General features: G+C 73.7%; 19 protein-coding genes. 5 read left to right on the plus strand and 14 right to left on the minus strand.

Features of this window, described 5'->3' with window-relative positions; translation table 11 throughout:
- Positions 1-159: 159 nt before the first annotated feature.
- Positions 160-1,890 carry a ubiquinone-dependent pyruvate dehydrogenase gene (poxB, locus tag Ade02nite_RS30525; RefSeq protein WP_203771453.1) on the plus strand — a complete coding sequence of 577 codons (1,731 nt, stop codon included), beginning with the start codon at positions 160-162 and terminating at the stop codon, positions 1,888-1,890.
- A gap of 3 nt (positions 1,891-1,893) precedes the next feature.
- Here the strand turns inward: poxB and Ade02nite_RS30530 are convergent, their stop codons facing one another.
- Genes Ade02nite_RS30530 through Ade02nite_RS30540 form a run of 3 tightly spaced genes read right to left on the minus strand, consistent with a single transcriptional unit; the run spans position 1,894 to position 4,223 of the window.
- On the minus strand, positions 1,894-2,589 hold the full coding sequence (locus Ade02nite_RS30530; RefSeq protein ID WP_203771455.1) for an SDR family NAD(P)-dependent oxidoreductase: 696 nt from the start codon (positions 2,587-2,589) through the stop codon (positions 1,894-1,896).
- Positions 2,590-2,595: 6 nt separating this feature from the next.
- On the minus strand, positions 2,596-3,609 hold the full coding sequence (locus Ade02nite_RS30535) for a zinc-binding dehydrogenase (protein WP_203771457.1): 1,014 nt from the start codon (positions 3,607-3,609) through the stop codon (positions 2,596-2,598).
- Positions 3,606-4,223: a VOC family protein gene (locus Ade02nite_RS30540; protein ID WP_203771459.1), complete on the minus strand. Its 618-nt coding sequence runs from the start codon at positions 4,221-4,223 to the stop codon at positions 3,606-3,608. The genes Ade02nite_RS30535 and Ade02nite_RS30540 overlap by 4 nt, the downstream gene beginning before the upstream one ends.
- Before the next feature lie 157 nt (positions 4,224-4,380).
- On the opposite strand from Ade02nite_RS30540, the gene Ade02nite_RS30545 reads away from it, so the two are divergent.
- From Ade02nite_RS30545 to Ade02nite_RS30555, 3 genes are read left to right on the plus strand one after another with little or no spacing between them, the layout of a single operon-like run.
- Complete coding sequence (locus Ade02nite_RS30545; RefSeq protein ID WP_203771460.1) at positions 4,381-4,989, plus strand: muconolactone Delta-isomerase family protein; 609 nt, start codon at positions 4,381-4,383, stop codon at positions 4,987-4,989.
- Positions 4,986-6,470, plus strand: a complete 1,485-nt coding sequence (locus Ade02nite_RS30550) for an MFS transporter (RefSeq protein WP_203771462.1) — start codon at positions 4,986-4,988, stop codon at positions 6,468-6,470. The genes Ade02nite_RS30545 and Ade02nite_RS30550 overlap by 4 nt, the downstream gene beginning before the upstream one ends.
- A complete protein-coding gene (locus tag Ade02nite_RS30555; RefSeq protein WP_203771464.1) occupies positions 6,467-7,186 on the plus strand; it encodes an SDR family oxidoreductase in 720 nt (239 codons plus the stop codon). Before Ade02nite_RS30550 ends, Ade02nite_RS30555 begins: the two co-directional genes overlap by 4 nt.
- Here the strand turns inward: Ade02nite_RS30555 and Ade02nite_RS30560 are convergent.
- The 9 genes from Ade02nite_RS30560 to Ade02nite_RS30600 all read right to left on the minus strand — a co-directional run bounded on the left by Ade02nite_RS30560 (position 7,176) and on the right by Ade02nite_RS30600 (position 18,883).
- On the minus strand, positions 7,176-9,896 hold the full coding sequence (locus Ade02nite_RS30560) for a helix-turn-helix transcriptional regulator (protein WP_239169187.1): 2,721 nt from the start codon (positions 9,894-9,896) through the stop codon (positions 7,176-7,178). The genes Ade02nite_RS30555 and Ade02nite_RS30560 overlap by 11 nt on opposite strands.
- Positions 9,893-12,631 carry an ATP-binding protein gene (locus Ade02nite_RS30565; RefSeq protein WP_203771466.1) on the minus strand — a complete coding sequence of 913 codons (2,739 nt, stop codon included), beginning with the start codon at positions 12,629-12,631 and terminating at the stop codon, positions 9,893-9,895. Before Ade02nite_RS30565 ends, Ade02nite_RS30560 begins: the two co-directional genes overlap by 4 nt.
- A 194-nt stretch (positions 12,632-12,825) precedes the next feature.
- Positions 12,826-13,452 (minus strand): DUF6082 family protein, encoded by a 627-nt coding sequence (locus Ade02nite_RS30570; RefSeq protein ID WP_203771467.1) that lies wholly within the window; start codon positions 13,450-13,452, stop codon positions 12,826-12,828.
- Positions 13,453-13,543: 91 nt separating this feature from the next.
- Positions 13,544-15,091 carry a PP2C family protein-serine/threonine phosphatase gene (locus Ade02nite_RS30575; protein ID WP_203771469.1) on the minus strand — a complete coding sequence of 516 codons (1,548 nt, stop codon included), beginning with the start codon at positions 15,089-15,091 and terminating at the stop codon, positions 13,544-13,546.
- Positions 15,088-15,387 carry an STAS domain-containing protein gene (locus tag Ade02nite_RS30580; protein WP_203771471.1) on the minus strand — a complete coding sequence of 100 codons (300 nt, stop codon included), beginning with the start codon at positions 15,385-15,387 and terminating at the stop codon, positions 15,088-15,090. The genes Ade02nite_RS30575 and Ade02nite_RS30580 overlap by 4 nt, the downstream gene beginning before the upstream one ends.
- Complete coding sequence (locus Ade02nite_RS30585) at positions 15,384-15,794, minus strand: ATP-binding protein (protein WP_203771473.1); 411 nt, start codon at positions 15,792-15,794, stop codon at positions 15,384-15,386. The genes Ade02nite_RS30580 and Ade02nite_RS30585 overlap by 4 nt, the downstream gene beginning before the upstream one ends.
- A gap of 11 nt (positions 15,795-15,805) precedes the next feature.
- A complete protein-coding gene (locus tag Ade02nite_RS30590; protein WP_203771475.1) occupies positions 15,806-17,428 on the minus strand; it encodes a glycoside hydrolase family 13 protein in 1,623 nt (540 codons plus the stop codon).
- Positions 17,429-17,510: 82 nt separating this feature from the next.
- Positions 17,511-18,212: an alpha/beta fold hydrolase gene (locus Ade02nite_RS30595; protein WP_203771476.1), complete on the minus strand. Its 702-nt coding sequence runs from the start codon at positions 18,210-18,212 to the stop codon at positions 17,511-17,513.
- Between the two features lie 92 nt (positions 18,213-18,304).
- Positions 18,305-18,883: a TetR/AcrR family transcriptional regulator gene (locus Ade02nite_RS30600; protein WP_203771478.1), complete on the minus strand. Its 579-nt coding sequence runs from the start codon at positions 18,881-18,883 to the stop codon at positions 18,305-18,307.
- A gap of 70 nt (positions 18,884-18,953) precedes the next feature.
- Between Ade02nite_RS30600 and Ade02nite_RS30605 the strand changes: the two genes are divergently transcribed.
- Positions 18,954-19,586 (plus strand): isochorismatase family protein, encoded by a 633-nt coding sequence (locus Ade02nite_RS30605; protein WP_203771480.1) that lies wholly within the window; start codon positions 18,954-18,956, stop codon positions 19,584-19,586.
- Here the strand turns inward: Ade02nite_RS30605 and Ade02nite_RS30610 are convergent.
- Together Ade02nite_RS30610 and Ade02nite_RS30615 are read right to left on the minus strand one after the other, a co-directional pair.
- Positions 19,583-21,601 (minus strand): 3-hydroxyacyl-CoA dehydrogenase NAD-binding domain-containing protein, encoded by a 2,019-nt coding sequence (locus tag Ade02nite_RS30610; RefSeq protein WP_203771482.1) that lies wholly within the window; start codon positions 21,599-21,601, stop codon positions 19,583-19,585. The genes Ade02nite_RS30605 and Ade02nite_RS30610 overlap by 4 nt on opposite strands.
- 28 nt (positions 21,602-21,629) lie before the next feature.
- A complete protein-coding gene (locus tag Ade02nite_RS30615) occupies positions 21,630-22,835 on the minus strand; it encodes an acetyl-CoA C-acetyltransferase (protein WP_203771484.1) in 1,206 nt (401 codons plus the stop codon).
- Between the last annotated feature and the right edge of the window lie 7 nt (positions 22,836-22,842).

A 22,842-nucleotide genomic window follows, 5' to 3' on the forward strand; every position in this document is an offset into this window, starting at 1 on the left:
GACGAGTTCCTGACCTCACCCTGGCGGACGCGCCCGCACCCCCGTACCGGTGGAAGACCCTGGTGTCGCGCATCCCGGGGGTTTACCCGGGCGCGCGACCAGTGATCGGGGCGCGACGGTGGACGTGGTCCAGTGATCCGATCGGACAGGAGAGACACGATGACCCTCGCCGACCACATCGTCGCGACGCTGAAGGCGTCGGGCGTCGAGCGGATCTACGGGTTGCCGGGCGACTCGCTCAACGGGCTGACCGACGCGCTGCGCCGCGACGGCGGCGTCACCTGGCAGCACGTGCGCCACGAGGAGGCCGCCGCCTTCGCCGCGGCGGGCGAGGCCGCGGTGACCGGGCAGCTCGCCGTCTGCGCGGCCAGCTGCGGCCCGGGCAACCTCCACCTCATCAACGGCCTGTTCGACGCCCAGCGCAGCGGGGTGCCGGTGCTCGCCATCGCCGCGCACATCCCGCGCGAGGAGATCGGCACCGGCTACTTCCAGGAGACCCACCCGCAGGACCTGTTCCGCGAGTGCAGCGTCTACAGCGAGCTGGTCAGCGTGCCCGAGCAACTGCCCGGGATCCTGCGGATCGCCATGCGGGCCGCGATCGAGCGGCGCGGCGTCGCCGTCATCGTGGTGCCCGGCGAGGTGTTCCAGGCGGAGCTGCGCGCGGCGGTGACCCCGGTGCGGCCCACCCGCTCGGTCGTGGTGCCCGCCGACGGCGACCTAGCGACGGCGGCCGAGGTGCTCAACGGCGCCGAGCGGGTGACGATCCTGGCCGGCGCCGGCTGCGAGGGCGCGCACGACGAGCTCACCGCGATCGCCGGGCGGCTCCAGGCGCCGATCGTGCACGCGTTGCGGGGCAAGGAGTTCGTCGAGTACGACAACCCGTACGACGTCGGCATGACCGGCCTGCTCGGCTTCCCGTCCGGATACCGGGCGATGGAGCACTGCGACGCGCTACTGATGCTCGGCACCGATTTCCCGTACCGGCCGTTCTATCCGCCGCATGCCAAGGTGGTGCAGGTCGACGTGCGCGGTGAGCGGATCGGCCGCCGGGTGCCCGTCGACGTCCCGCTGACCGGCACGGTCAAGGACACCGTCGCCGCGCTGCTGCCGCGCCTGCGCGACGGCCGGGACGGCGCGCACCTCGACCGGATGGTGAAGCACTACCGGCGCACCCGGCGGCGGTTCGACGCGCTCGCCCAGCAGGGCCGCCCCGGCCGCAAACTGCACCCGCAGGCGCTGGTCGCCGCCGTCGACCGGATCGCGGCCCGCGACGCCGTCTTCCTCGCCGACGTCGGCACCCCCACCCTCTGGTCGGCGCGCTACCTGACGATGAACGGGCAGCGCCGGCTGATCGGCTCGTTCAACCACGGGACGATGGCGAACGCGCTGCCGCAGGCCGTCGGCGTGCAGGCGGCGCAGCCCGGGCGGCAGGTCGTCACCTTCTCGGGCGACGGCGGGCTCGCCATGCTGCTCGGCGAGCTGCTGACCCTGCGCCAGCAGCGGCTGCCGGTCAAGGTGGTGGTGCTCAACAACGAGTCGCTCGCCTTCGTCGAGCTGGAGATGAAGGCCGACGGCATCGTCAACTACGGCACCGATCTGGAGAACCCGGACTTCGCCGAGGTGGCGAGGTCGGTCGGGCTGTTCGGCGTACGGGTGGAGACCGCCGGCGAGCTCGACGGCGCGCTGGAGAAGGCGTTCGCCCACGACGGGCCCGCCGTGATCGACGTCGCCGTGGTCCGGCACGAGCTGGCCGTGCCGCCGAAGGTCAGCGCCGCGCAGGCGTCGGGTTTCGCGCTCTGGGCGACCCGCTCGATCCTCGGCGGGGCCGGCGACGACGTGCTCGAGGTCGCCGGCAGCAACCTGCGCCAGGTCGCCACCGAGTTCGAGTAGGCGCTACCAGATCCGCTCGGCCGCGCGGAGCAGGATCTCGTTGACCGCCACCCGGCGCTCGCGGGTGACGACGTACGCGATCGCGTCCGCGACGTCGTCGTCCCGCACCGGCTCGAACCCGGGCGCGACCACGGCGACCCGGACGCGCTCCTCCACCAGCTCCCGCCGCAGCGCCTCGGTGAAGCCGGTGAGCCCGGACGTGGTGAGCGTGTAGACGCTGCTGCCCGGCCGGGCGGCCCGGCCGGCCGCCGAGCCGACGTTGACGATGTCGGCCACCTCGCGCGGCGAGGTGGCCGCCGCGTCGATGAGGTGCGGCACGGCGGCGTGCGTGACGTGCAGCAGCGCCGAGACGTTGAGCGCGACCATCCGGTCCCACTCCTCGACGGTGGTGTGCAGCGCCGTGCCCAGCAGCATCACGCCGGCGTTGTTGACCAGGATGTCCACCCGCCCGAAGCGGTCGAGCGTGGCCTCCACCGCCCGCTCGGCCTGCGCCGGATCGGTGAGGTCGGCCTCCACCGCGGCCGCGTGCCCGCCGAGCGCCGCCACGTCGTCCACGACCCCGTCGAGCCGGTCGCGGTGGCGGGCGACCGCGGACACCGCCGCACCCTCCCGGGCGAGCCGCCGCGTGGTCGCGGCGCCGATGCCGCCGCCCGCGCCGGTGACGAGCGCGACGGTCCCGCTCAGGAGCCTGTCTTCCATGACCGGTCATCCCCTCATGTCGAGCACGGCGCGGAAGCGCACCTCGCCGGAGATCATTCGCTGGTACGCCTTGGCGGCTTCGCTGAGCGGGAACACCTCGTTGTACGAGCGGACCGCGTGCCGCAGCGCGAACCGCAGGTTCTCCTCGTTCTCGGCCGCCGTGCCGGTCAGGCTGCCGCGCACGCTGTGGCCGCCGAAGATGAGCTGCGCCGGGCGCACCTCCAGCGGCTCCGGGTCGGCGCCGACGACGATCAGCTCGCCACGCCGGGCGAGCCCGGACACCAGCGCCGACATCGCCGCACCGGCCGCGGCCGTGGCGATGACGACCGACGCGCCGCCCAGCCGCTGCAGGGCCTCGCCGGGATCCTCGGCGGTGCCGTCGATGTACTCGTCGGCGCCCAGTTCGGCGGCGAGCTCCTTCTTCGCCGTCCCGCGGCCGATCGCGGCGACCCGGTGCCCGAGCGCCCGGGCGTACTGGATGCCGAGGTGGCCCAGGCCGCCGATGCCCTGCACCGCGACGAGCGATCCCGGCCGCGCCCGGCCGGAGAGCAGCCCGCTGTACATGGTGAGCCCGGCGCAGAGCAGCGGCGCGTCGTTCACCGTCTCGACGCCGGGCGGGATCCGCACCAGGCCGGTCGCCCGGGCGTACACCACCTCGGCGTAGCCGCCGTCGACGGTCGTGCCGATCAGCGGCTGGTCGGCGCAGTTGAGGAAGTCGCCCCATCGGCACGCCTCGCAGGTGGTGTCCGGCCCGCCGAGGAACCCGATGCCGACCCGGTCGCCGGGCCGCCAGGACGCGCCGGCGCCCGGGCCGGCCGCCTCGATCACCCCGATGATCTCGTGGCCGGGCACGATCGGCGCCGGGCGCGGCCCCTCGACGGCGAGCGCGTCGGTGTGGCAGATCCCGCACGCCTCCACCGCGACGCGCACCTCGCCCGGCCCGGGGTCGCGGCGTTCCCGCTCGACCAGCTCGAAGCGGCGGTGGCCGGTGGTGACGACCGCGCGGTAGGAGTCGCTCACTGGGGAAGCTCCTGTCCGGCCTGCTCCTTGACCATGTAGTCGGCGTACCAGTCCGGCCAGTCCGGGTCCTCGGCGCCGGTGCGCGCCTCGTGCTCGCCGTGCGCCGCGGCGGCCCGGCGCAGCGCCGCGGCCAGGTCGGCGGTGGACGCGAACGCGGTGGTGGCCGGGTCCACGCGGCCGGGCAGCCGGGTGGTGACCTCCTGGAGCAGCCAGCCGTTGCCGTCCGGGTCGGCGAACGACAGGAACGAGCCGTAGCTCGCGTTGTCCGGCGCGGGGCCGGGCACCCGCTCGTCCGTTCCCGCATGGTGGAAGATGCCGCCGGCGTCGTGGAAGACGTCGCTCGGGTCGGCGCCCAGCCGCTTGAGCTCGTCGCGCGCCGCGGCGATGTCGCTGACGATCAGGTGCAGGCCCTGGGCGGTGCCCGGCTCCTGCGCCGTGACCGAGGTGCCGAAGATGACCGACGCGGGGGAGCCCGGCGGGGTCACCTGGACCACCCGGAAGGTCTCGCTGGTGGCGAGGTCGGCGTCCAGCCGCCAGCCCAGGCCGGTGTAGAACGCCTTGGCCCGGTCGACGTCCGACACCGGGATCACGACGACTTCCAGCTTCAGGTCCATCACTCACTCCTCTGCTTTCGTGATGGACCGAGCCTCCCGCCGCCCGGCCGCGGACACACCGGTGAGACTCCCTGGGCGTCGGGGGCCAGGGAGTGCCACGGGTCCCACCGGCACCGCCGAGGGCCGAAGGTGGATACGGAACCGAGGGGGGAGCGACATGGAATTCCTGGTCACGATGACCACCAAGGTGCCGACCGGCACGACACCGGACGAGGTGGCCGACATGCGGGCCCGCGAGGCCCGCAACACCCGGGTGCTGGCGGAGAAGGGTCAGGTGCTGCGGCTGTGGCGGCCGCCGCTGGGCCCGGGGGAGTGGCGTTCGATCGGGTTGTTCGCGGCGACGGGGGCCGACGAGCTGGAGGCGGCGCTCGCCGGCATGCCGTTGCGGGTGTGGCGCAGCGACGAGGTGACGCCGCTGGGCGCCTTTCCCAACGACCCGGGGCCGGGCCGGGTGGCGTTCAAGCCGGAGGCCCGGGACTTCCTGGTCTCCTTCACGGTGTCCGTGCCGGAGGGGACGCTCCGAGAAGACGCCGAGGAGCGTTTCGAGCAGGAGGCGGAGCAGACGCGGCAGCTCGCCGCCGAGGGCCGGCTGGTGCGGCTCTGGACCCTGCCCGGCGGCCGCGGCGTGGGGCTCTGGCAGGCGACCGGCGACGAGCAGATGCGCCACCTCCTGCGGTCGCTGCCGCTGGCCGACTGGCTGGCGACCGAGACGGTCCCGCTGACCCGGCACCCGAGTGACCCGCCGAGCGTGGCGGCGGCGCGATGATCGCGCTGCGCAGTCCGGTGGGGCGGGCGCTGATCGCGGCGACCGTGCTGGCGTCGGCGGTCGGGTTCGTCGACGCGTACATGATCAATGTGGCGGTGCCCGCGATCGGGCGGGACCTGGACGCGAGCGTGAGCCAGCTGCAGTGGGTGCTGACCGGCTATCTCGTGACGGTGGCCGCGCTGCTGCTGCTGTCCGGGGCCCTCGCCGACCACTTCGGCCGGCGGCGGGTGCTGGCCGCCGGGCTGCTCGTGATGCTGGCCGCCTCGCTCGCGTGCGCCGCCGCGCCGACCGTGGAGGCGCTCATCGCGGCCCGGCTGGTGCAGGGCGCGGGCGGCGCGCTGGTCGTGCCGAGCAGCCTGGCCCTGCTCAACGGCACGCTGCGCCGGCCGGACCGGGCCCGGGGCATCGGTGTCTGGGCGGGCATCTCGACGCTCGGCACGACCCTCGGGCCGTACGGTGGGGGCTGGCTGGTCGACCACACCTCGTGGCGCTACGTCTTCCTCATCAACGTGCCGCTCATCCTCGCGGCGCTGCTGCTCCTGCGCCGCGTGCCCGATGTGGACACCATGCGGCGGCCGCTGAGCGTGGACGTGGCCGGCGCGCTGCTCGCCGTCGTGGGGCTCGGCGGCGTCATCTACGCGCTCACGGCGGGCGCGGACAGCGGCTGGGGCAGCGGTCCGGTGGTGGTCTCCGCGGTGCTCGCGGTGGCGTGCCTGGCCGCGCTGGTGCCGGTCGAGCGGCGGCAGCGCCTGCCCATGCTGCGGCCCGGGCTCTTCCGGTCGCGGCCGTTCGATGCCATCAACGCCGCGACCGTGCTGTTCTACGGTGCCCTCGCCGCCGTGAGCTATCTGGTGATCCTCCAGTGCCAGCTGAGGCTGGGCTACAGCGCGACCCAGGCCGGGGCGGCGCTCATCCCCGAGTCGGCCGTCTTCCTCGTCGTCTCGCCGTTCGTCGGCGGCCTGGTGGCCCGGGTGGGCACCCGGTGGCCGATGGCCGGCGGCATCCTCGTCGTCGCGGCCGGTTTCGCCTGGCTCTCCGGCGCGCAACCCGGTGAGCCGTACGCGCGGGCGATCCTGCCCGGCGCCCTCCTGCTCGGTCTCGGGCTGGGGCTCGCCGTCGCCCCGCTCACGGCCGGGGTGCTCGCCGCCGTGGACGACAGCGATCTCGGTGAGGCGTCGGCCGTCAACGACGCCGCTTCCCGGGTGGGCGGGGTCGTGCTGGTGGCGCTCGTGCCCCTGCTGCTCGGCACGCGCGGCGCCGCCGGCCTGGCCGGGCCGCTCGCCGCCAACTACCGCTTCGCGATGCTCGTCCTGGCCGGGGTGACCGCCGCGGCCGCGATTCTCACCGCCGTCTTCGTCCCGAGCCGGCGGGCCGCGCCCCGCGCGATGCCGCCCGCCCCGCGCCTTCAGGCCTGCGCCGTCGCCGTCGGCGAGCCACAGTCCTCCGCCTCCACCGTTTCCGTCCGAAAGGGACCATCATGAGAACCCTCCAGGCAAGCACCGTCGTCGTCATCGGCGGCACCTCCGGCATCGGGCTGGAGACCGCCCGCCAGGCCCGCGACGCCGGCGCGTCGATCGTCGTCACGGGCCGCGACGAGGCCCGGCTCAAGGTGGTGGGCGACGAGCTGGGCGCCACCACCGCCCGGCTCGACCTCGCCGACACCGCCGCGCTCGGCGACTTCTTCGCCTCGCTGCCCGCCCAGGTCGACCACGTGCTGCTCAGCGGTCCCGGGCCGGCCTACGCGCCGATCGCCGGCATGGACTTCGAGGTGGCCCGCGCCCAGATCGACGAGCACCTGATCGGCGCCCTCCGGGTGGCCCGCGAGTCGGCGGCGCGGGTCCGGCCGGGCGGTTCCCTCACCCTCATCACGGGTACGGGCGCGCGGCGCCCCGGCAAGGGCCTGATCCTCGCCGCCATCGGCACCGCGGCGCTGTCGGCCATCACGGCGAACGCGGCCCTGGAGCTGGCCCCGCTGCGCGTCAACGCGGTCGCCGCCGGATTCGTCGACACCCCGCTCTCCGCCCGGCTGCTCGGCGACCAGCTCGACGCCCGCCGCGCCGAGTTGCGCGCCACGCTGCCGATCGGCAGGGTGGTCGGCCCCGCCGACGTGGCGGCGCTGATCCTCCAGCTGATGACGAACGACGCCCTCACCGGCGCGACCTACGACATCGACGGCGGTCAGCAACTCATCCGCTGAGCCCGCTGGGCGGGAGGACGTCGCGCAGCCGGCGCCGCGAGTCGATGCCGAGCTTGGCGAAGACCTTGCGCAGGTGCCATTCGACGGTGCGGGGGCTGAGGAACAGTCGCTCGCCGACCTCGGGGTTGGAGTAGCCGTCCCGCACGAGCAGGGCGATCTGCCGCTCCTGGGCGGTCAGCTCGGCGCCGGAGGCCGCGGCATCGCCCGTGCGCTTGCGGACGCTCTCGCCGGTGGCGAGCAGCTCGCGGCGGGCGCGCTCGGCGAACGCGTCCATGCCGATCGCGACGAACATCTCGTACGCGGTGCGCAGCTCCTGGCGGGCCTCGGCGCGCCTGCGGTGGCGGCGCAGCCATTCCCCGTACAGCAGATGGGCGCGGGCCAGCTCGGTCCGCAACCTCGTGCGTCCCAGCCGGTCGATCGCCTCGCGATAGAGCCGGTCCGCCTCGTCGCCGTCGGCGAGGAGGGCCTCGTTGCGGGCCTGGAGGCCGGCCGGGAAGTCGCCGCTGAACGGGGCCGTGGTCTCGACGAGCCGGTCCAGGGCGTCGCGCGCGACCGCCTCCTCGCCGGTGCGGCTCGCCGCCTCGATCAGCTCGGGCAGGATCCAGACGGAGTGCCAGGGGTCGTACTTCTCCTCGGCCTCCCGGGCGTATCGCACGGCCTCCGGATAGCGGGCCAATCCGTTGTGGAGGATCGCCGCCGACCAGCGGGCGGCGGTCAGGCCGGTGCCGACGCCGGACGCCGCCGAGGCCCGCAGGGTCTGCTCGACCAGCGCGGTCGTCTCCGCCTCGCGGCCCTGCAAGGCGCGCAGCCGCATGATGATGTACGGCGGGGGAGCGGTGCGGCGGGTCGCCTCCGAGATGGTCCGGCCCTCCTCGAAGGTGGCGGCCGCAGCCTCGAAATCGCCCGCCCACAGCAGGGCGTGCCCGAGCGCGATCAGGTTCTCCGGCAGGCTCTGCAGCGCCCCGGCCTCCCGCACGAGCCGCACCTGACGCGCGGCCATCGTCCCCAGCCCTTCCATGTCCCAGATGCCGACGAACGCGGCGGTCGAGACGCGTCCCCAGCCGACCACCTCGGCCAGGGGCATGTCGAGGATGGCCGCGGCGGCCTCGGCCAGCAGCCCCGCCGCGGCGGCGCGGCCGTCGGTGACCATCAGGGACACCGCGTCGACGATGAGCTCGAGCGGCTCCGTGCCGCCGGGCGGCAGGGTGTCGCGGATGGCGCGCGACACCATCGCGAGGACGTCCCGGTCGGCGTGCAGGTTCGCCATCGCCCACGCGTGCAGGAACGTCTGCCGCGCCAGGCGTGGGTCGGCCTTGGCGAACTGGCCGGCCGCCGCCAGCAGCAGCGGGATCGCGGCGGCGGGCCCGCCGGCGGAGGCGTAGGTGAGCTGCGCGTCCAGGACGCCGGCGCGGCCGCCCTGCACCGCGTCGAGCGGCCGGGCGCGCAGGGCGCTCACGAGCCGGCGCGCGTCCTCGAACTCGCCGGCCCGCAGGCTCGCCTCGGCGGCGGCGAGCATCCGGTCCGACCGGCGGGGCGTCTCGGCGGTGAGGGCGACCGCGCGCTGGAGGAACGCGGCCGCCGCGGCCACGCCGCCGCGCGCCTGGGCCCGGCCGGCCGACCGTTCGAGCTCGGCGGCGACCTCCTCGTCCGGCCCGGTGGCGGCCGCCGCAAGGTGCCACGCCCGCCTGTCCGGGGCGGTCTCGCGGTCGGTGACCTCGGCGAGCGCGAGGTGAACGGCCCGCCGGTCGGCGGGGGTGGCGCTGCGGTAGACGGCCGACCGCACCAGCGGATGCCGGAAGGTGACCCGGTGGTCGATGGTCAGCAGCCCGTCGGCGCCCCCGGTGGTGAGCGGGACGCCGAGCCGGGCGGCCGCGCGGCGTACCAGATCGGGGTCACCGACCGGCTCGGCGGCCGCCACCAGCAGCAGCAGCCGAGCCGGTGCGGGCAGCTCCCGCACGCGGCCGAGGAAGCTCTCCTCGATCTGCCCGGGCAGGGTGTCGGCGGTGAGCAGGCCCAGGCCGCCGGCCATCCGGGTGGCGGTCAGCCCGCGGGGCAGCTCGATGAGCGCCAGCGGGTTGCCGTGCGTCTCGGCGATGATCCGGTCGCGGATGCCGCGGTCGAGCGGCGCGTGCGTCACCGAGCCGAGCAGGGCATGCGCGTCCGCGTCGCGCAGGCCGGCGACCTCGAGCTCGGGCAGTCCGCGCAGCTCCGGCCCGGGCACCCGGGCGGCGAAGAGCAGGACGATGGACTCGGCGAGCAGCCGCCGCGCGACGAAGCCGAGCACCTGCGCCGAGGCACGGTCGAGCCATTGGGCGTCGTCGACCACGCACAGCATCGGGCCGTGCTCCGAGGCGTCCGACAGCAGGTCGAGCACGGCCAGGCCGACCAGGAACGGGTCGGGGGCGGCGCCCTCGCGCATGCGGAACACGATCTCGAGCGCCTCGCGCCGGGGCACGGGCAGGCCGGCCATGCGGTCGAGGAGGGGCAGCACGAGCTGGTGCAGGGCCGCGAACGCGAGCTCCATCTCGGACTCGATGCCGACGGTGCGCAGGATCCGGAGGCCGGTGGCGGCCGTCTCCGCGTACTGGATCAGGGCGGTCTTGCCTATCCCGGCGGCGCCACGCAGCACGAGGACACGACTCTCCCCGCCGCGGGCGGCTTCCAGAAGGTCGTCGAGAGCGGCGCGCTCGGTGAGCCGGTCGATGATCAATGCGAGGATCCGATCTCGGTGAGGGGCAGGACATCACGCAGCCGGCGGCGCGAGGTCACGCCGAGCTTGGCGTAGACCTTGCGCAGGTGCCATTCGACGGTGCGGGGCGAGAGGAAGAGCCGGGCGCCGATCTCGGGATTGGAGAAGCCGTCGCGGACGAGCACCGCGATCTGCCTCTCCTGCTCGGTCAGCTGGTCGCCCACGGGTAGCTCGCTGCGCTGCCGGCGGACGGTCGTGCCGGCGTCGAGCAGCTCGCGGCGGGCACGCTCGGCGAACGCCTCCATGCCGATCGACACGAACATCTCGTACGCCGTCGTGAGGTGGTCACGGGCGTCGGCGGCGCGGCCCTCGCGGCGCAGCCACTCGCCGTACAGCAGATGGGCGCGCGCCAGCTCGGGGCGCAGCGGGGTGCGGCCGAGCCGGTCGATCGCCTCGCGGAACAGCCCGTCCCCGCCGTCCAGCAACGCCCGCGACCGGGCCAGCACGCCCCGCGCCCAGTCGGTGTCGCAGGGCTCCGCGGCCTCCGCCAGACGGTCCAGGGCCTCGCGGGCCGTCCCCTCGTCGCCCAGGCGGGCCGCCGCCTCGACGAGCTCGGGCAGGGCCCAGACCGACACCCACAGCTCGGCGATCTCGGTGCTCGCGCGGGCCGCCGCCATGGCACGCGCGTAGTCGCCGAGGCCGTTGTGCAGCACGGCGGCGGCCCACTGCGCCACGGTGACACCCATCAGCTGGCCGCTCGCCCCGGCCTCGCGGACCGTCACGGCGATCAGCTGGGTGGCCTCCTCGGCGCGTCCCCGCAGGGCGGCCATTCGCAGGCGTACGTACGGCGCGATGGGCACGCCGGTCGCGGCGGCCACGTTGTCCGCCTCGGCCGCGATCGTCGCGGACGCCGCGAGGTCACCCGTCCACGTGGTGGCGGTGCCGAGCGACGCGAGGCAGAACGGCAACTCGGTCAGCGCGCCCGCGGCCCGGATCACGTCGGCGGAGCGCCGGTAGATCGCGCGCATGGCCCGGTCGTCCCAGACCGCCGAGCTGACGCCGTTGGCCACCCAGCCCCACTTGAGGACGTCGGCGGCGGGCAGCTCCATCAGCCCCGGCACGGCCCGCCGCAGCACCGGCACGGCCACCTCGCGGCCGTCCGTCACGAGCAGCGCGCAGCCCTGAAGGACCAGGTCGAGCACGTGTGGCTCGCCCGCCCGGGGCGGCAGCGCCTTGATCGCCTTCGAGATCGCCAGGAGGCTGTCCGCGTCGGCGGCGAGCAGGGCCGTCGCCCCCCACGCCACCAGGTAGGTCTCGCGGGCAAGCTCCATGTCGAACGGTTCGAGCCGGCGCGCGGCGGTCAGCAGCAGCGGCGGCGCCTCCTGGTTGAGACCCGCGGCGAACGCGATCCGGGCGCGGACGAGGTGGGCCCCGACCCGCTGGAACTCGGTGCGCGCCTCCCGCTCGGCGATGTCCGCGTAGCGGCGGGCGCCCTCCAGGTCGCCGGCGAGCAGGGTGGCGCCGGCGGCCGTCACGGCGCGGTCGGCGCGCAGGGCGACGTCGGTGGTGAGCGCGACCGACCGTTGGAGGAAGGCGGCGGCCGCGGCCAGGCCGCCACGCGACTGCGCCCGCTCGGCGGAGCGCTCGAGCTCGGCGGCGACCGTGTCGTCCGGGCCGGCGGCGGCCGCCGCGAGATGCCAGGCACGGCGGTCGGGATCGGCAGCGGCGTCGGTCACCTCGGCAAGGGCCAGGTGTACGGTGCGGCGCTCGGCGGCCTCCGCGGCGTGGTAGACGGCCGACCGCACGAGCGGATGGCGGAAGGTCACCCGTTCCTCGATCGCCAGCAGCCCGTCGGTGCCGTCCGTCGCGGCGGGCAGGCCGAGCCGGTCGGCGGCGCGCCACAGCAGCAGGGGATCGCCGACCGGCTCGGCAGCGGCGATCAGCAGCAGCGACCGGGACTGCGCGCTCAGCCCGGCGACCCGGGACAGGAAACTCTCCTCGATCTTGCGGGGCAGGTCGTCCGGGTCGAGCAGGCCGAGCCCGCCGGCCATCTGGGTGCGGGTCAGGCCGCGGGGCAGCTCCAGCAGCGCGAGCGGGTTGCCGCGGGTCTCGGCCACGATCCGGTCGCGGATGTGCCGGTCGAGCGCGGAATGGGTGACGGTGTCGAGCAGCGCGTGCGAGTCGGCGTCGCGCAGGCCCGCCACCTCCAGGTCGGGCAGCCCGAGCAGGGCGGGCCCGCGCCGCCGCGTGCCGAAGACGAGAGCCACCGACTCGGCCAGCAACCGCCGGGCGACGAAGCCGAGAACCTGGGCGGACGCCTGGTCCATCCACTGGGCGTCGTCGAGCAGGCAGAGCAGCGGCAGCGCCTCGTCGGACACCAGGCTGAGCACGGCCAGCCCGACGAGGAACCGCTCCGGCGGCGTGCCGGCCCGCAGCCCGAAGACGGTCTCGAGCGCCTCGCGCTGCATCGGCGGCAGGCGGGGCAGTCGGTCCAGCAGCGGCCCGCAGAGCTGATGCAGCGTCGCGTACGGCAACTCCATCTCGGACTCCACGCCGACCGCCCGCAGCACGCGCAGGCCGCTCGCGGCACCCTCGAGGTGATGCAGGAGAGCGGTCTTACCGACACCGGGCGCGCCGTGCACGACGAGGACCCGGCTCTCACCCGCCCGGACGGCGGCGATCAGCCCGTCGAGCGCAGCACACTCGGCCCGCCGCCCGACGAGCAGCCCGCCGCTGTCGTACTGCTTCTGCCGCACACGCTCCCCCCGGGCTGTGAGCAGGCCCAACGCGATGACACGTCAGTCTTGACCACACGCCGAGCGGCAGCCTATGACCTGCGTCACGGTTTCAAGCGGGAAGGTTTGAACGCGGCGGGACAGGCGCCGCAGACAGCGGGCTGAGGGAATGTCGCGCCGACGGGGCGCATAGACGAGGGAGCCGCACACGCCGATCATTGGGCGACGGCTGTATCGATTTCCTGGCACAAATCGTCGATCCTTCTGGCGAACAGGTACTCCAGGCTACCGGGCGATAGCGTGCTTCTTCCGTCCGCCGCGGCCTCCCAATACGCTCGAAAGATCGGGCTTCGGAGCAGGTAGCGCATATGGCTGATCACCTCCTCGTCGGTTGCCTTGGCGAGGTGCAGGGAAGTCAGCTGGAATTGGTAGATGATGTTCGCGTACAGGAATTGGCGGTTCTCTTCGTCAGATATCCCGGCGCGGAATTCCGGCCATACTTTGGAGAGTTGTGAGTCCTCGATGCCCAATCTCAGGATCTCGAGGTGCAGCATGCTGAAGCTGGCCGCGGACGTGCGCTGCATCTCCCGCTGCTGGATGCGGGTGCCGAGCACCACGACGATCAGAGCAAGGCTGCTGATCATGGCGCCGAGGACGCCGAACGTCTGCCCGACGTTGCTCCAGCGGCTCCAATCCTCCGTTGCTCCCTGCTTGCTCAGAACGGCCGCCGCGCCCACACCGACGATCAATGTCAGCAACGAGGTCACCAGTGTGCCGACAAGCCAGTAGGAGAATCGGGCCAGGGAACGGTTCAGGTGAAATGGTCTTGCAGGCGTCCTCACTGCGAGCACCTCCGGGCTGAGTGTCCGTCGAGGAGGGGCGGAGCCCCGTCCTCACCCGTATGGTGCGGTATGGAAGCTCGCAAGAACATTTTCAATGAGGTGCCGAGGCGCCTTCGAAGATTAGGTGCAGGATGACGGCGTCGTCTATGGCGGGTCCGCCGTGCGGGATTCTGTTGAGCAGGGATCGGGTCAGGTCGGTGCCGGGTTGCCCGGCCGCTGTGGTCGCCGTGCCGGCCAGGCGGTTGAGGCCGGCGTGCAGGCTCTCGCCGCGGCGCTCGACGAGGCCGTCGGTGTAGAGGATCAGGTGGGCGCCGGTGGGGATCTCGTGTTCGGCGCAGGGGCGCGGGCCCGGCTCGATCGCCAGGGGCATCGAGCGGCCCTCCCACAGGAACTCCGGGCCCTGCGGGGTCAGTAGCAGCGGCGGCGGGTGACCGGCGCAGGCGTAGCGCAGGCGGCGGGTCGGCGGGTGGTAGTCGGCGTAGGCGACCGTGCACATGTGGGCGCCATCGATCACGGCGCTGGCCCGGTCGAGGCCGGCCAGCACCTCGGCCGGGCCGGCCGCCGTCTGCGCCAGCACGCGCAGGGCCGACTGGAGGCGGGCCATGGCCGCGGCGGCCGCCAGGTTGTGGCCGACCACGTCGCCGACCGCGAAGCCGATGCGGCCGTCGGGGGCGGCGAAGACGTCGTACCAGTCGCCGCCGACGTGGTGGGTCAGGTCGGCGGGGCGGTAGCCGGCGCTCACCCGGATGCCGGGTAGCTGCGGGCCCACGGCGGGCAGCAGGGCCTGCTGGAGCTGGTGGGCGGCGCCGACCGCGCGGTCGCGTTCGGTCACGCCGACGGTGAGGAAGCAGGCGCCGAGGACCGCGACCGCCAGGAAGAGCTGCAGGGTCGCGGTCTTGAGCTCGATCGGGCCGTCGAGCGCCGCCCACGGGCCGCGGCCGGCGCCCGTCAGGGTGTTCGCGGCGACGGTCATGGCGAGGCCGGCCGGCATCGTCACGGCCAGCGGCTGGGTGAAGCCGAGCCAGAACAGCAGCGGGATCGGCAGGTAGAACAGGGGCAGGTGCTGCGGCCAGAAACCGACGGTGGTGACGGCCACGGTGACCAGGACGGCCGTCGCCGCGCGGGGCAGCGCCGACCGGCGCCACGTGAGGACCGTGCCGGCCACCGTCAGCGCGCCCGTGGCGTCGCCGGCCCAGAACGGCAGGAACGACGAGAACCAGCCGCGGTCCGCGTCGAGGGCGATCGTGGTGCCGCCGATGAGGGCGCCGACGGCGGGGCCGGCGACCACGCCGAAGGCCAGGAACGCCAGCAGGTGGCGGCGCTGTGCGAGGTCGATCGGGCCGGGCACGGCACGCCGGACGAGCAGCGCGCCGGTCAGCGGCTCGGCCGTGTTCGCGGCGGCGAAGCCCAGGGCGGACAACGGGGCGAGGCCGTGCCCGACGTCGATGAGCACCTCGAGGACGGCGACGGTGAGCAGGATCCACGGCCAGTCGCGGCGCGGGCGCAGCAGCAGCGCCGACAGCGTGACACCGGCCGGCAGGAAGAGCACCACGATCGAGTCGGCGTCGAAGACGACGAACGCCAGCTGTGCCCCCACGGTGTACGCGACGGCGACGATCGCGAGGACGCGGAACCTCATGAGAAGAGGCGGAGCACGCCCGTGATCTCCAGCGTCGTCCGGGCGATGCCGTGGACGTTCACCAGTTCGAGGCGGGTGCCCTGGGCGACCGCGGCCTGCCGGGCCAGGATCAGCGCCTCGATGCCCGTGGAGTCGCAGAACGCCACGCCGTCCATGTCGACCAGGAGACGGGCGGGCCGCGTCTCGGCAAGCGCCTCCTCGAGACAGGACCGCACGTCGTCGCTGCTGGCCAGGTCGAGCTCGCCGGTCAGCGCCACCCGGACGGCGTCGCCGTCACGATCCCGGACGATCTTCATGGAGCGTCCTCCTCGAACGGGCTGACCTCGGCGGGACCGAACTCCACGTGGACCCGCTTGCCGCCGTTTTCGTCGAGCACGTACCAGCGTTCGGAGAGCGCGTCGAGCAGCAGCAGCCCGCGCCCGCCCCGGTCGTCCGGCTCGCGCCGCCGGGGAGTCACCGCCGACGAGTCGGCCACCGACAGCACCACGGGCGCCGTGCGGGCCTCGAGGGCGACCGCGATGAGCGGCCCGCCGCCGTGCTGCACCGCGTTCGTCACGACCTCGCTGACGACGACCGCGACCGCGTCGAGCCAGCGCTTGTCGCCGAAGCCCCAATCGCGCAGGCACGTCACGACACGGTGACGCGCCTCGCCGGGTGCCTGGGGCCCGGCCTCGACGTCGAACCTCAGGCTGCGCTGAGCCATGGGACAGGACGCTACCGCAGATCGACGCCGGACGGTGTCACCCAGACCGCCGTATCCGCGGGCAGCGCCAGGATCCCGCCGGCCGGCGCCGCGACCTGCGGATCGGAGGCGAGCAGCAGCTTGCGCGCGGGCACGTACGCGGTCGACGAGCTCATGTTGATCCAGCAGGTCACCGGATCGGGGTCGCCGGAGCGGGCCACGAGGTCGATCCGGATCACGTCGCCGATGCGCGTCACCGCGCCCAGCCCGCCGCCCAGCGCCGGGTAGAGCGACCGCAGCGAGATCGCCTGCCGGTACAGCGACAGCGTCGAGTGCGGGTCGGCGGCCTGCCGGTTGACCGCGTACGACTGCCAGCCGGCCGGGATCGGCAGCCACGGCTCGGCGCTGCCCGCGGCGGAGAAGCCGGCGAGCCGGTCGTGGTCGTCCCACGGCATCGGCACGCGGCAGCCGTCGCGGCCCGCGCGCGTGCCGCCGGAGCGGAAGAAGATCGGGTCCTGCTTCGCGGCGTCGGGCACCTCGGCCTCCGGCAGGCCCAGCTCCTCACCGGCGTACAGATAGGCGGATCCGGGCAGGGACAGCATGAGCAGCGCCGCCGCCCGCGCGCGGCGCAGCGAGCCGTAGCGGGTGACCTGGCGGGCCTTGTCGTGGTTGCCGAGCACCCACGGCGCGGGGGCGCCGGCCGACTCGAAGACGTCGAGGGCCTCGGCGATGGTCTCGGCGAACGCCGGCGCGTCCCACTTGCTCTTGAGGAGCCGGAACTGGAACGCGTGCTGAAGCTCGTCCGGCCGCGCGTACAGCCCGACCTGCCGCAGGTCGGCGAGGGAGACCTCACCGACGAGCATCCGGCCCGGCTCGTACGAGTCGGCGACCGCCCGCCACCGCCGCCAGATCTCGTGGATGCGGGGCTGGTTGGTGGTCATGACCTGCTCGGGACCGTGCCCGAAGAGCGTGGGGGAGTAGACGCCCGGGTTGTCGCGGTACTGCGGGTCCTTGAACAGGCCGTACGCGACGTCCACCCGGAACCCGTCGACACCCAGGTCGAACCAGAACCGCAACGTCTCGTCGAAGTCCTCGGCCACCTCGGGGTTGTCCCAGTTGAGGTCCGGCTGCCGCGGCGTGAACAGGTGCAGGTACCAGCGGCCGTCCGGGGTGCGCGACCAGGCCGGGCCGCCGAACATGCTCTGCCAGTTGTTCGGCGGCTCCTCGCTCGCCGGGAGGAAGTGGTAGCGCGCCGCCTCCGGGCTGTCCGGGTCGCTCAGCGCCTTCTGGAACCAGGCGTGCTGGTCGCTGGTGTGGTTGGGGACGATGTCGAGCAGCACCTTGAGACCGAGCCCGTGCGCGTCCTCGACCAGCCCGCGCACCTCCTCCACGTCGCCGTACACGGGGTCGACGGCCTTGTAGTCGATGACGTCGTAGCCGCCGTCCGCGCCGCCCGACGGGTAGTGCGGGGTCACCCACACCGCGTCGGCGCCGAGCGACTTCAGGTAGCCCAGCCGCGATCGCAGCCCGGCGAAGTCGCCGACGCCGTCGCCGTTCCCGTCGGCGAACGAGCGCAGGTAGACCTGGTAGACGACGGCGTCGCGCCACCAGGCGGTCCGCGTGCCGCGCGAGAAGACGATGGGCTCTGCTGACATGCCCGGCACGATCGGCTGCGGGGCGCCGCAGCGAGAGGATCGCACCGGACCGCAACCCAGTTGCAGCCGCTGTGCCGCGGGGCTACTCGCCCGCGGCCTCCTTGATGAGATCGACGAGCTGGGCGGCCTCGGGGATGGCGACGGTGTGCGAGCCGCCGGCCAGCTCCACGGTCTTGCGCGAGCCCGCCCGCTCGGCCATGAAGCGGTGGGCGGCGACCGGGATGTTGAGGTCGTCGCTGCCGAACAGGAACCACGACGGGATCGTCTTCCAGGCCGCCTCGGCCGACTTCTCGCTCAGCGCCGCGTCGGTGATGGGCCGCTGGGTCACCGCCATCACGGCGGCCTCCTCGGCGGACGAGTCGGCCGCGAACTGGTGGTGGTACCTGTCCTGCTTGATGTAGAGGTCGGTGCCGCCGCCGGGCAGCGCGACCGGGTTCAGCGTCTCGCCGAGCGAGCTGCCGGGGTACTTGCCGGCGAGGTCTCCGGCGCTCTCGCCGGCGTCGGGGGCGAACGCGCCCACGTACACCAGTGCCTTGACCGCCGGGTTGCCTTCGGCCGCGTTCGAGATGACCATGCCGCCGTACGAGTGGCCGACCAGCACCACGTCGCCCTCGATCGAGGCGAGCGCGGCCTTGAGGTAGCCGGCGTCGTGGCTGACGCCGCGCAGCGGGTTGGCCAGCGCGACCGCCGGGTAGCCGGCGCCGAGCAGGCCGCGGACGACGCCGTTCCAGCTCGCCGACTCGGCGAAGGCGCCGTGCACCAGCACGATGGTGGGCTTGCTCATGAGTTCCCCCAGGTGAATCCCGTGTTTCGAGATGACTCACCGATAGTGCGTGCCGGCGGCCGCCCAGGCATCCGTCGGTTGACTGAGCCGCTTCACGTGAGCAGGATCGCTTCCAGCGCGCCGGTGAGGTGGCGCGCGAGGCGTTCGGGGGTCATGGCCGCCAGCGGCCCGTCGGCCAGCACGTAGCGGCTCATCGTCACCCCGATCAGCAGCGCGGCCAAGAGGTCGACACGCTCGCCGACATCGCGCCCGGCGAGCACTTTCTTGTACGCGGTGACGCTCTCCAGGCGCATGGCGCCCAGCAGCGCCTTGGCCGCCTCCTGGTCGGCCGCCGCGGCACGGACCAGCGCGATGAACGGGTCCGCCCGGTCGGCGTTCTCCATCCTCGTGACGTACGCCTGAGCGATGCGCCCCGGCAGGCCGTCGCGGTCGCCGGCCACCGCCTCGGCGAGGTCGCGCGGTCCCGGCACGGCGGCCACGAACAGCTGCTCCTTGCTGGTGAAGTGCAGCATCACGAGCCCGTTCGCGACGCCGGCCCGCCGGGCGATCTCGCGGATCGTGGCCTTCTCGAAGCCGTGCTCGGCGAAGACGGCGCGCGCCGCGGCGAGGATCGCGGCCCGCTTCGCCTCGGGGTCCCGGGTCCGCCGCGGGGGCTGTGAGACAGAAGACATGCCATAACTGTACGCGGGTTCATTAGCGAGCTACCGTAATGAACACACGTTCATTAGTTGGGAGTGCACCGTGAACCTCGAGCCCCTGTCCCCGTCGAACAGCACCGTCGTCCTGGTCGACTACGCGGTCGGCTTCGCCAACCTGCTCCGCTCGCACGACCTGCGCGAGCACATCAGCAACGCGGTGGGCCTCGCGAAGACCGCGAAGCTCTACGGCGCCGGGCTGGTCGTCACCAACGGCGAGAGCGCCAAGCCGTCCGGCCCGCTCTACCCTGAGCTGCTGGCGGCGATCGGCGACCAGCCGGTCATCGAGCGCGCGACGGCGTTCAACTCGTTCCTCGACCCGGACTTCGCCGCCGCGGTGGAGGCGACCGGCCGGCGGCGGCTGCTCATCGGCGGCATCGCCACCGACGGCTGCGTCCTGCAGACGGCGCTGGGCGCGGTGCGGGCCGGCTACGAGACCTACGTGGTGGCGGACGCCTCCGCGTCGCTGAGCAAGGAGGCGCACGACACGGCGATCCAGCGCATGGCGATGGCGGGCATCGTGCCGGTGACGTGGTGGTCGGTGGCGGCCGAGTTCCAGCTGGACCCGGCGTTCGCCGAGTCGCCCGTCCGGGTGCGGCTGATGAACGAGTTCCAGCCGGCCATGACGATGAGCGGCCTCACCTACTTCAACGGGGTCGCCCAGGGCAAGGCTGCCTAGTCGAAGGTCGTGCCGTCCGCCGCCTTGGCCAGCAGGAGGGCCGGCGGAGCGAAGCGCTCGCCGTAGCGCCCGGCGAGCTGGCGCGCCCTCTCGGCGAAACCGGGCAGGCCGCCCTCGTACTGGTTGATGTACTGCAGGACGCCGCCGGTCCAGCCGGGATAGCCGATGCCGAGGATCGAGCCGATGTTCGCCTCGGCCACCGAGGTGAGCACGCCCTCGTCGAGACATTTCACCGCTTCGATGGCCTCGATGAAGAGCAGGCGCTCCTTCAGGTCCTCGAACGGGACCTCGGCGGGCGGCGCCAGCGTCTTCAGGCCCGGCCAGAGGCGGGTGCGGCGGCCGTCCTCGTACTCGTAGAAGCCGGCGCCGGGGGACCGGCCGGGGCGCCCGAACTCGTCGATCATCCGGTCGATGACCGCGTCGGCCGGGTGCGGTGTCCCGGCCCCCGCGGCGAGCGCCTCCTGCCGGATCTTGCGGGGGAGCGTGAGGGTGAGCTCGTCCACCAGCGCCAGCACCGGGGCGGGATAGCCGGCCTGGCTCGACGCCTGCTCGATGCTGGCCGCCGGCACGCCCTCGGCCAGCATCGCGACGCCCTCGTTGGTGAAGGTGCCGATGACCCGGCTGGTGAAGAAGCCGCGGCTGTCGTTGACGACGATCGGCGTCTTGCGCAGCAGGCGCACCACGGCCAGCGCCCGGCGCAGTGCCTCGTCGCCGGTCTTCTCGCCCCGGATCACCTCGACCAACGGCATCTTCGGTACGGGGGAGAAGAAGTGCAGACCGATGAAGTCGCCCTGGCGGCGCACGCCCTCGGCGAGCGACGTGATGGGCAGCGTGGACGTGTTGGAGCAGAGCAGCGCGTCGGGGGCGACGAGGTCCTCGATCTCGGCGAAGACCTTGTGCTTGAGGCCGGGATCCTCGAAGACCGCCTCGATCACCAGGTCGGCGCCGGCCAGCTCCGCGACGTCGGCCGTGGGGGTGATCAGATCGGAGGCGTACGCGGCGGCCCGGCCGGCGTCGACGTCGCGCAGCACCACCGGCACGCCCGCGCGGGCGAGCACCTGGGCGATGCCCGCGCCCATCATGCCCGCGCCGAGGACGGCGGCCTTGCGGATCGGCGGGACGTCGCCGATGTCGCGTGCGGCGGCGGCGTTGCGGTCGAAGAAGAACGCCTTGATCATGTTTTTGGCGACCGGACCGGTGACGAGGCCGGCGAAGTAGCGGCTCTCGATGACGAACGCGGTGTCGACGTCGACCTGGGTGCTCTCGACCGCGGCGGCGAGGATGTGCCGCGGCGCCGGATAGGGCGCCCCCTTGAGCTGGTGGCGCAGCATCGCGGGAAGGGCCGGCAGCGCCGCCCGGTCGACGCGCACGGTGCGCACGGTGTCCCACGGCTGGGACGCGTCCGGGTTTTCCCGGATCCATCGCCTCGCCGCCGCGAGAAGCTCCTCGGGCGTCTCCACGACCTCGTCGATCAGGCCGAGCTCCCGGGCCGCCCGCGCTTCGTGGCGGGTTCCCTTCAGCAGTACGTGGGTGAGCGCGGCCGTCAGCCCGAGGAGCCGGACGGAGCGCACGACCCCGCCGCCCGCCGGGAGAAGGCCGAGCGTGACCTCCGGGCAGCCGACCACCGCGCCGGTCAGCGCGATCCGGCGATGGCAGGCGAGCGCGATCTCCAGGCCGCCGCCGAGCGCGGCCCCGTTGATGGCGGCGACCACCGGCCGCCCGAGCAGCTCGAGCCGCCGCAGCTGCGCCTTCACCAGGCTCGCGCGGTCGAAGGCCGCCTGGGGGCTGTCGAAGGCGCGCAGGCTGTCCAGGTCGCCGCCGGCGAACCACGACTTCTTCGCCGAGGTGAGCACGACACCGGTGATGTCGTCGCGCTCGCGTTCGAGCCGGGTGACCGTCTCCTCCATCGCCCGCACGTACGCCTCGTTCATGGTGTTCGCGGCGCGGCCCGGGTCGTCGAGGGTGAGCACGACGATGCCGTCGCCGTCGCGGTGCCAGCGGATGGCCGTGGCCATGGATGCCTCCTCGGACTCGCTCGGCGACTCAGACTCGCTCGACGACGGTGGCGACACCCATGCCGCCGCCGATGCAGAGCGTGGCGAGGCCGTACCGGCCGCCGCGGCGCTCGAGCTCGTCGACGAGGGTGCCGAGGATCATGGCGCCGGTCGCGCCCAGCGGGTGACCCATGGCGATCGCGCCGCCGTTGACGTTCACGATGTCCGGGTCGATCTTCAGATCGTCGACGTAGTGCAGCACCACGGCGGCGAACGCCTCGTTGATCTCGACGAGGTCGAGGTCGCCGGCGGTGATCCCGGCGCGCTCCAGCGCCTTGCGGCTGGCCGGCGCCGGGCCGGTCAGCATGATGGTCGGGTCGGCGCCGCTGAGCGCGGCCCCGGCTATGCGCGCCCGCGGGGTCAGGCCGGCGCGGTCGCCCGCGGCGGCCGAGCCGATCAGCGTGAGCGCGGCGCCGTCGACGATGCCGGAGGAGTTGCCGGCGGTGTGGACGTGCTCGATTTGCTCCACCCAGTGGTATTTCTGGAGCGCCACCGCGTCGAAGAAGGCCATGTCGCCGAAGGACGGTTTCAGCGCGGCCAGGCCGTCCATCGTGGAGTCGCCGCGCACGTGCTCGTCGCGGTCGAGGACCGTCAGGCCGTTGCGGTCGCGCACCGGCACCACGGAACGGTCGAAGTAGCCGCTCGCCCAGGCGTGCGCGGCGCGCTGCTGCGAGCGCAGCGCGAAGGCGTCGACGCGCTCGCGGCCGAAGCCGTCGAGGGTGGCGATGAGGTCGGCGCCGATGCCCTGCGGCACGAAGTCGATGGCGAGGTTGGTCTCCGGGTCCATCGACCAGGCCCCGCCGTCGGAGCCCATCGGCACCCGCGACATCGACTCGACCCCGCCGGCCAGGACTAGGTCGCCCCAGCCGGAGCGGACCTTCTGGGCGGCGTTGTTGACCGCCTCGAGCCCGGAGCCGCAGAAGCGGTTGAGCTGGACGCCGGCCACGGTGTGCGGCAGGCCGGCCTTGAGCGCCGCCGTCTTGGCGATCACCGAGCCCTGGTCGCCGAGCGGCGAGACGACGCCGAGCACGACGTCCTCGATGTCGGCGGGGTCCACGCCGGGGTGCCGGCGCAGCATCTCGTCGATGAGGCCGGTGACGAGCGAGATCGGTTTGGTGCCGTACAGGGAGCCGGTCCTCTTGCCGCGGCCACGCGGCGTGCGTATCGCCTCGTACAGGAAAGCGTCGATGATCATCGGCCGT

The organism is Paractinoplanes deccanensis (assembly GCF_016862115.1).
GTDB classification, from domain to species: domain Bacteria; phylum Actinomycetota; class Actinomycetes; order Mycobacteriales; family Micromonosporaceae; genus Actinoplanes; species Actinoplanes deccanensis.

Excerpts from the sequence above, each read along its gene's own strand:
- poxB (WP_203771453.1), top strand. The coding sequence starts at position 160 with ATGACCCTCGCCGACCACATCGTCGCGACGCTGAAGGCGTCGGGCGTC.
- Ade02nite_RS30530 (WP_203771455.1), bottom strand. The coding sequence starts at position 2,589 with ATGGAAGACAGGCTCCTGAGCGGGACCGTCGCGCTCGTCACCGGCGCG.
- Ade02nite_RS30540 (WP_203771459.1), bottom strand. The coding sequence starts at position 4,223 with ATGGACCTGAAGCTGGAAGTCGTCGTGATCCCGGTGTCGGACGTCGAC.
- Ade02nite_RS30545 (WP_203771460.1), top strand. The coding sequence starts at position 4,381 with ATGGAATTCCTGGTCACGATGACCACCAAGGTGCCGACCGGCACGACA.
- Ade02nite_RS30550 (WP_203771462.1), top strand. The coding sequence starts at position 4,986 with ATGATCGCGCTGCGCAGTCCGGTGGGGCGGGCGCTGATCGCGGCGACC.
- Ade02nite_RS30555 (WP_203771464.1), top strand. The coding sequence starts at position 6,467 with ATGAGAACCCTCCAGGCAAGCACCGTCGTCGTCATCGGCGGCACCTCC.
- Ade02nite_RS30575 (WP_203771469.1), bottom strand. The coding sequence starts at position 15,091 with ATGAGGTTCCGCGTCCTCGCGATCGTCGCCGTCGCGTACACCGTGGGG.
- Ade02nite_RS30580 (WP_203771471.1), bottom strand. The coding sequence starts at position 15,387 with ATGAAGATCGTCCGGGATCGTGACGGCGACGCCGTCCGGGTGGCGCTG.
- Ade02nite_RS30585 (WP_203771473.1), bottom strand. The coding sequence starts at position 15,794 with ATGGCTCAGCGCAGCCTGAGGTTCGACGTCGAGGCCGGGCCCCAGGCA.
- Ade02nite_RS30590 (WP_203771475.1), bottom strand. The coding sequence starts at position 17,428 with ATGTCAGCAGAGCCCATCGTCTTCTCGCGCGGCACGCGGACCGCCTGG.
- Ade02nite_RS30595 (WP_203771476.1), bottom strand. The coding sequence starts at position 18,212 with ATGAGCAAGCCCACCATCGTGCTGGTGCACGGCGCCTTCGCCGAGTCG.
- Ade02nite_RS30600 (WP_203771478.1), bottom strand. The coding sequence starts at position 18,883 with ATGTCTTCTGTCTCACAGCCCCCGCGGCGGACCCGGGACCCCGAGGCG.
- Ade02nite_RS30610 (WP_203771482.1), bottom strand. The coding sequence starts at position 21,601 with ATGGCCACGGCCATCCGCTGGCACCGCGACGGCGACGGCATCGTCGTG.
- Ade02nite_RS30615 (WP_203771484.1), bottom strand. The coding sequence starts at position 22,835 with ATGATCATCGACGCTTTCCTGTACGAGGCGATACGCACGCCGCGTGGC.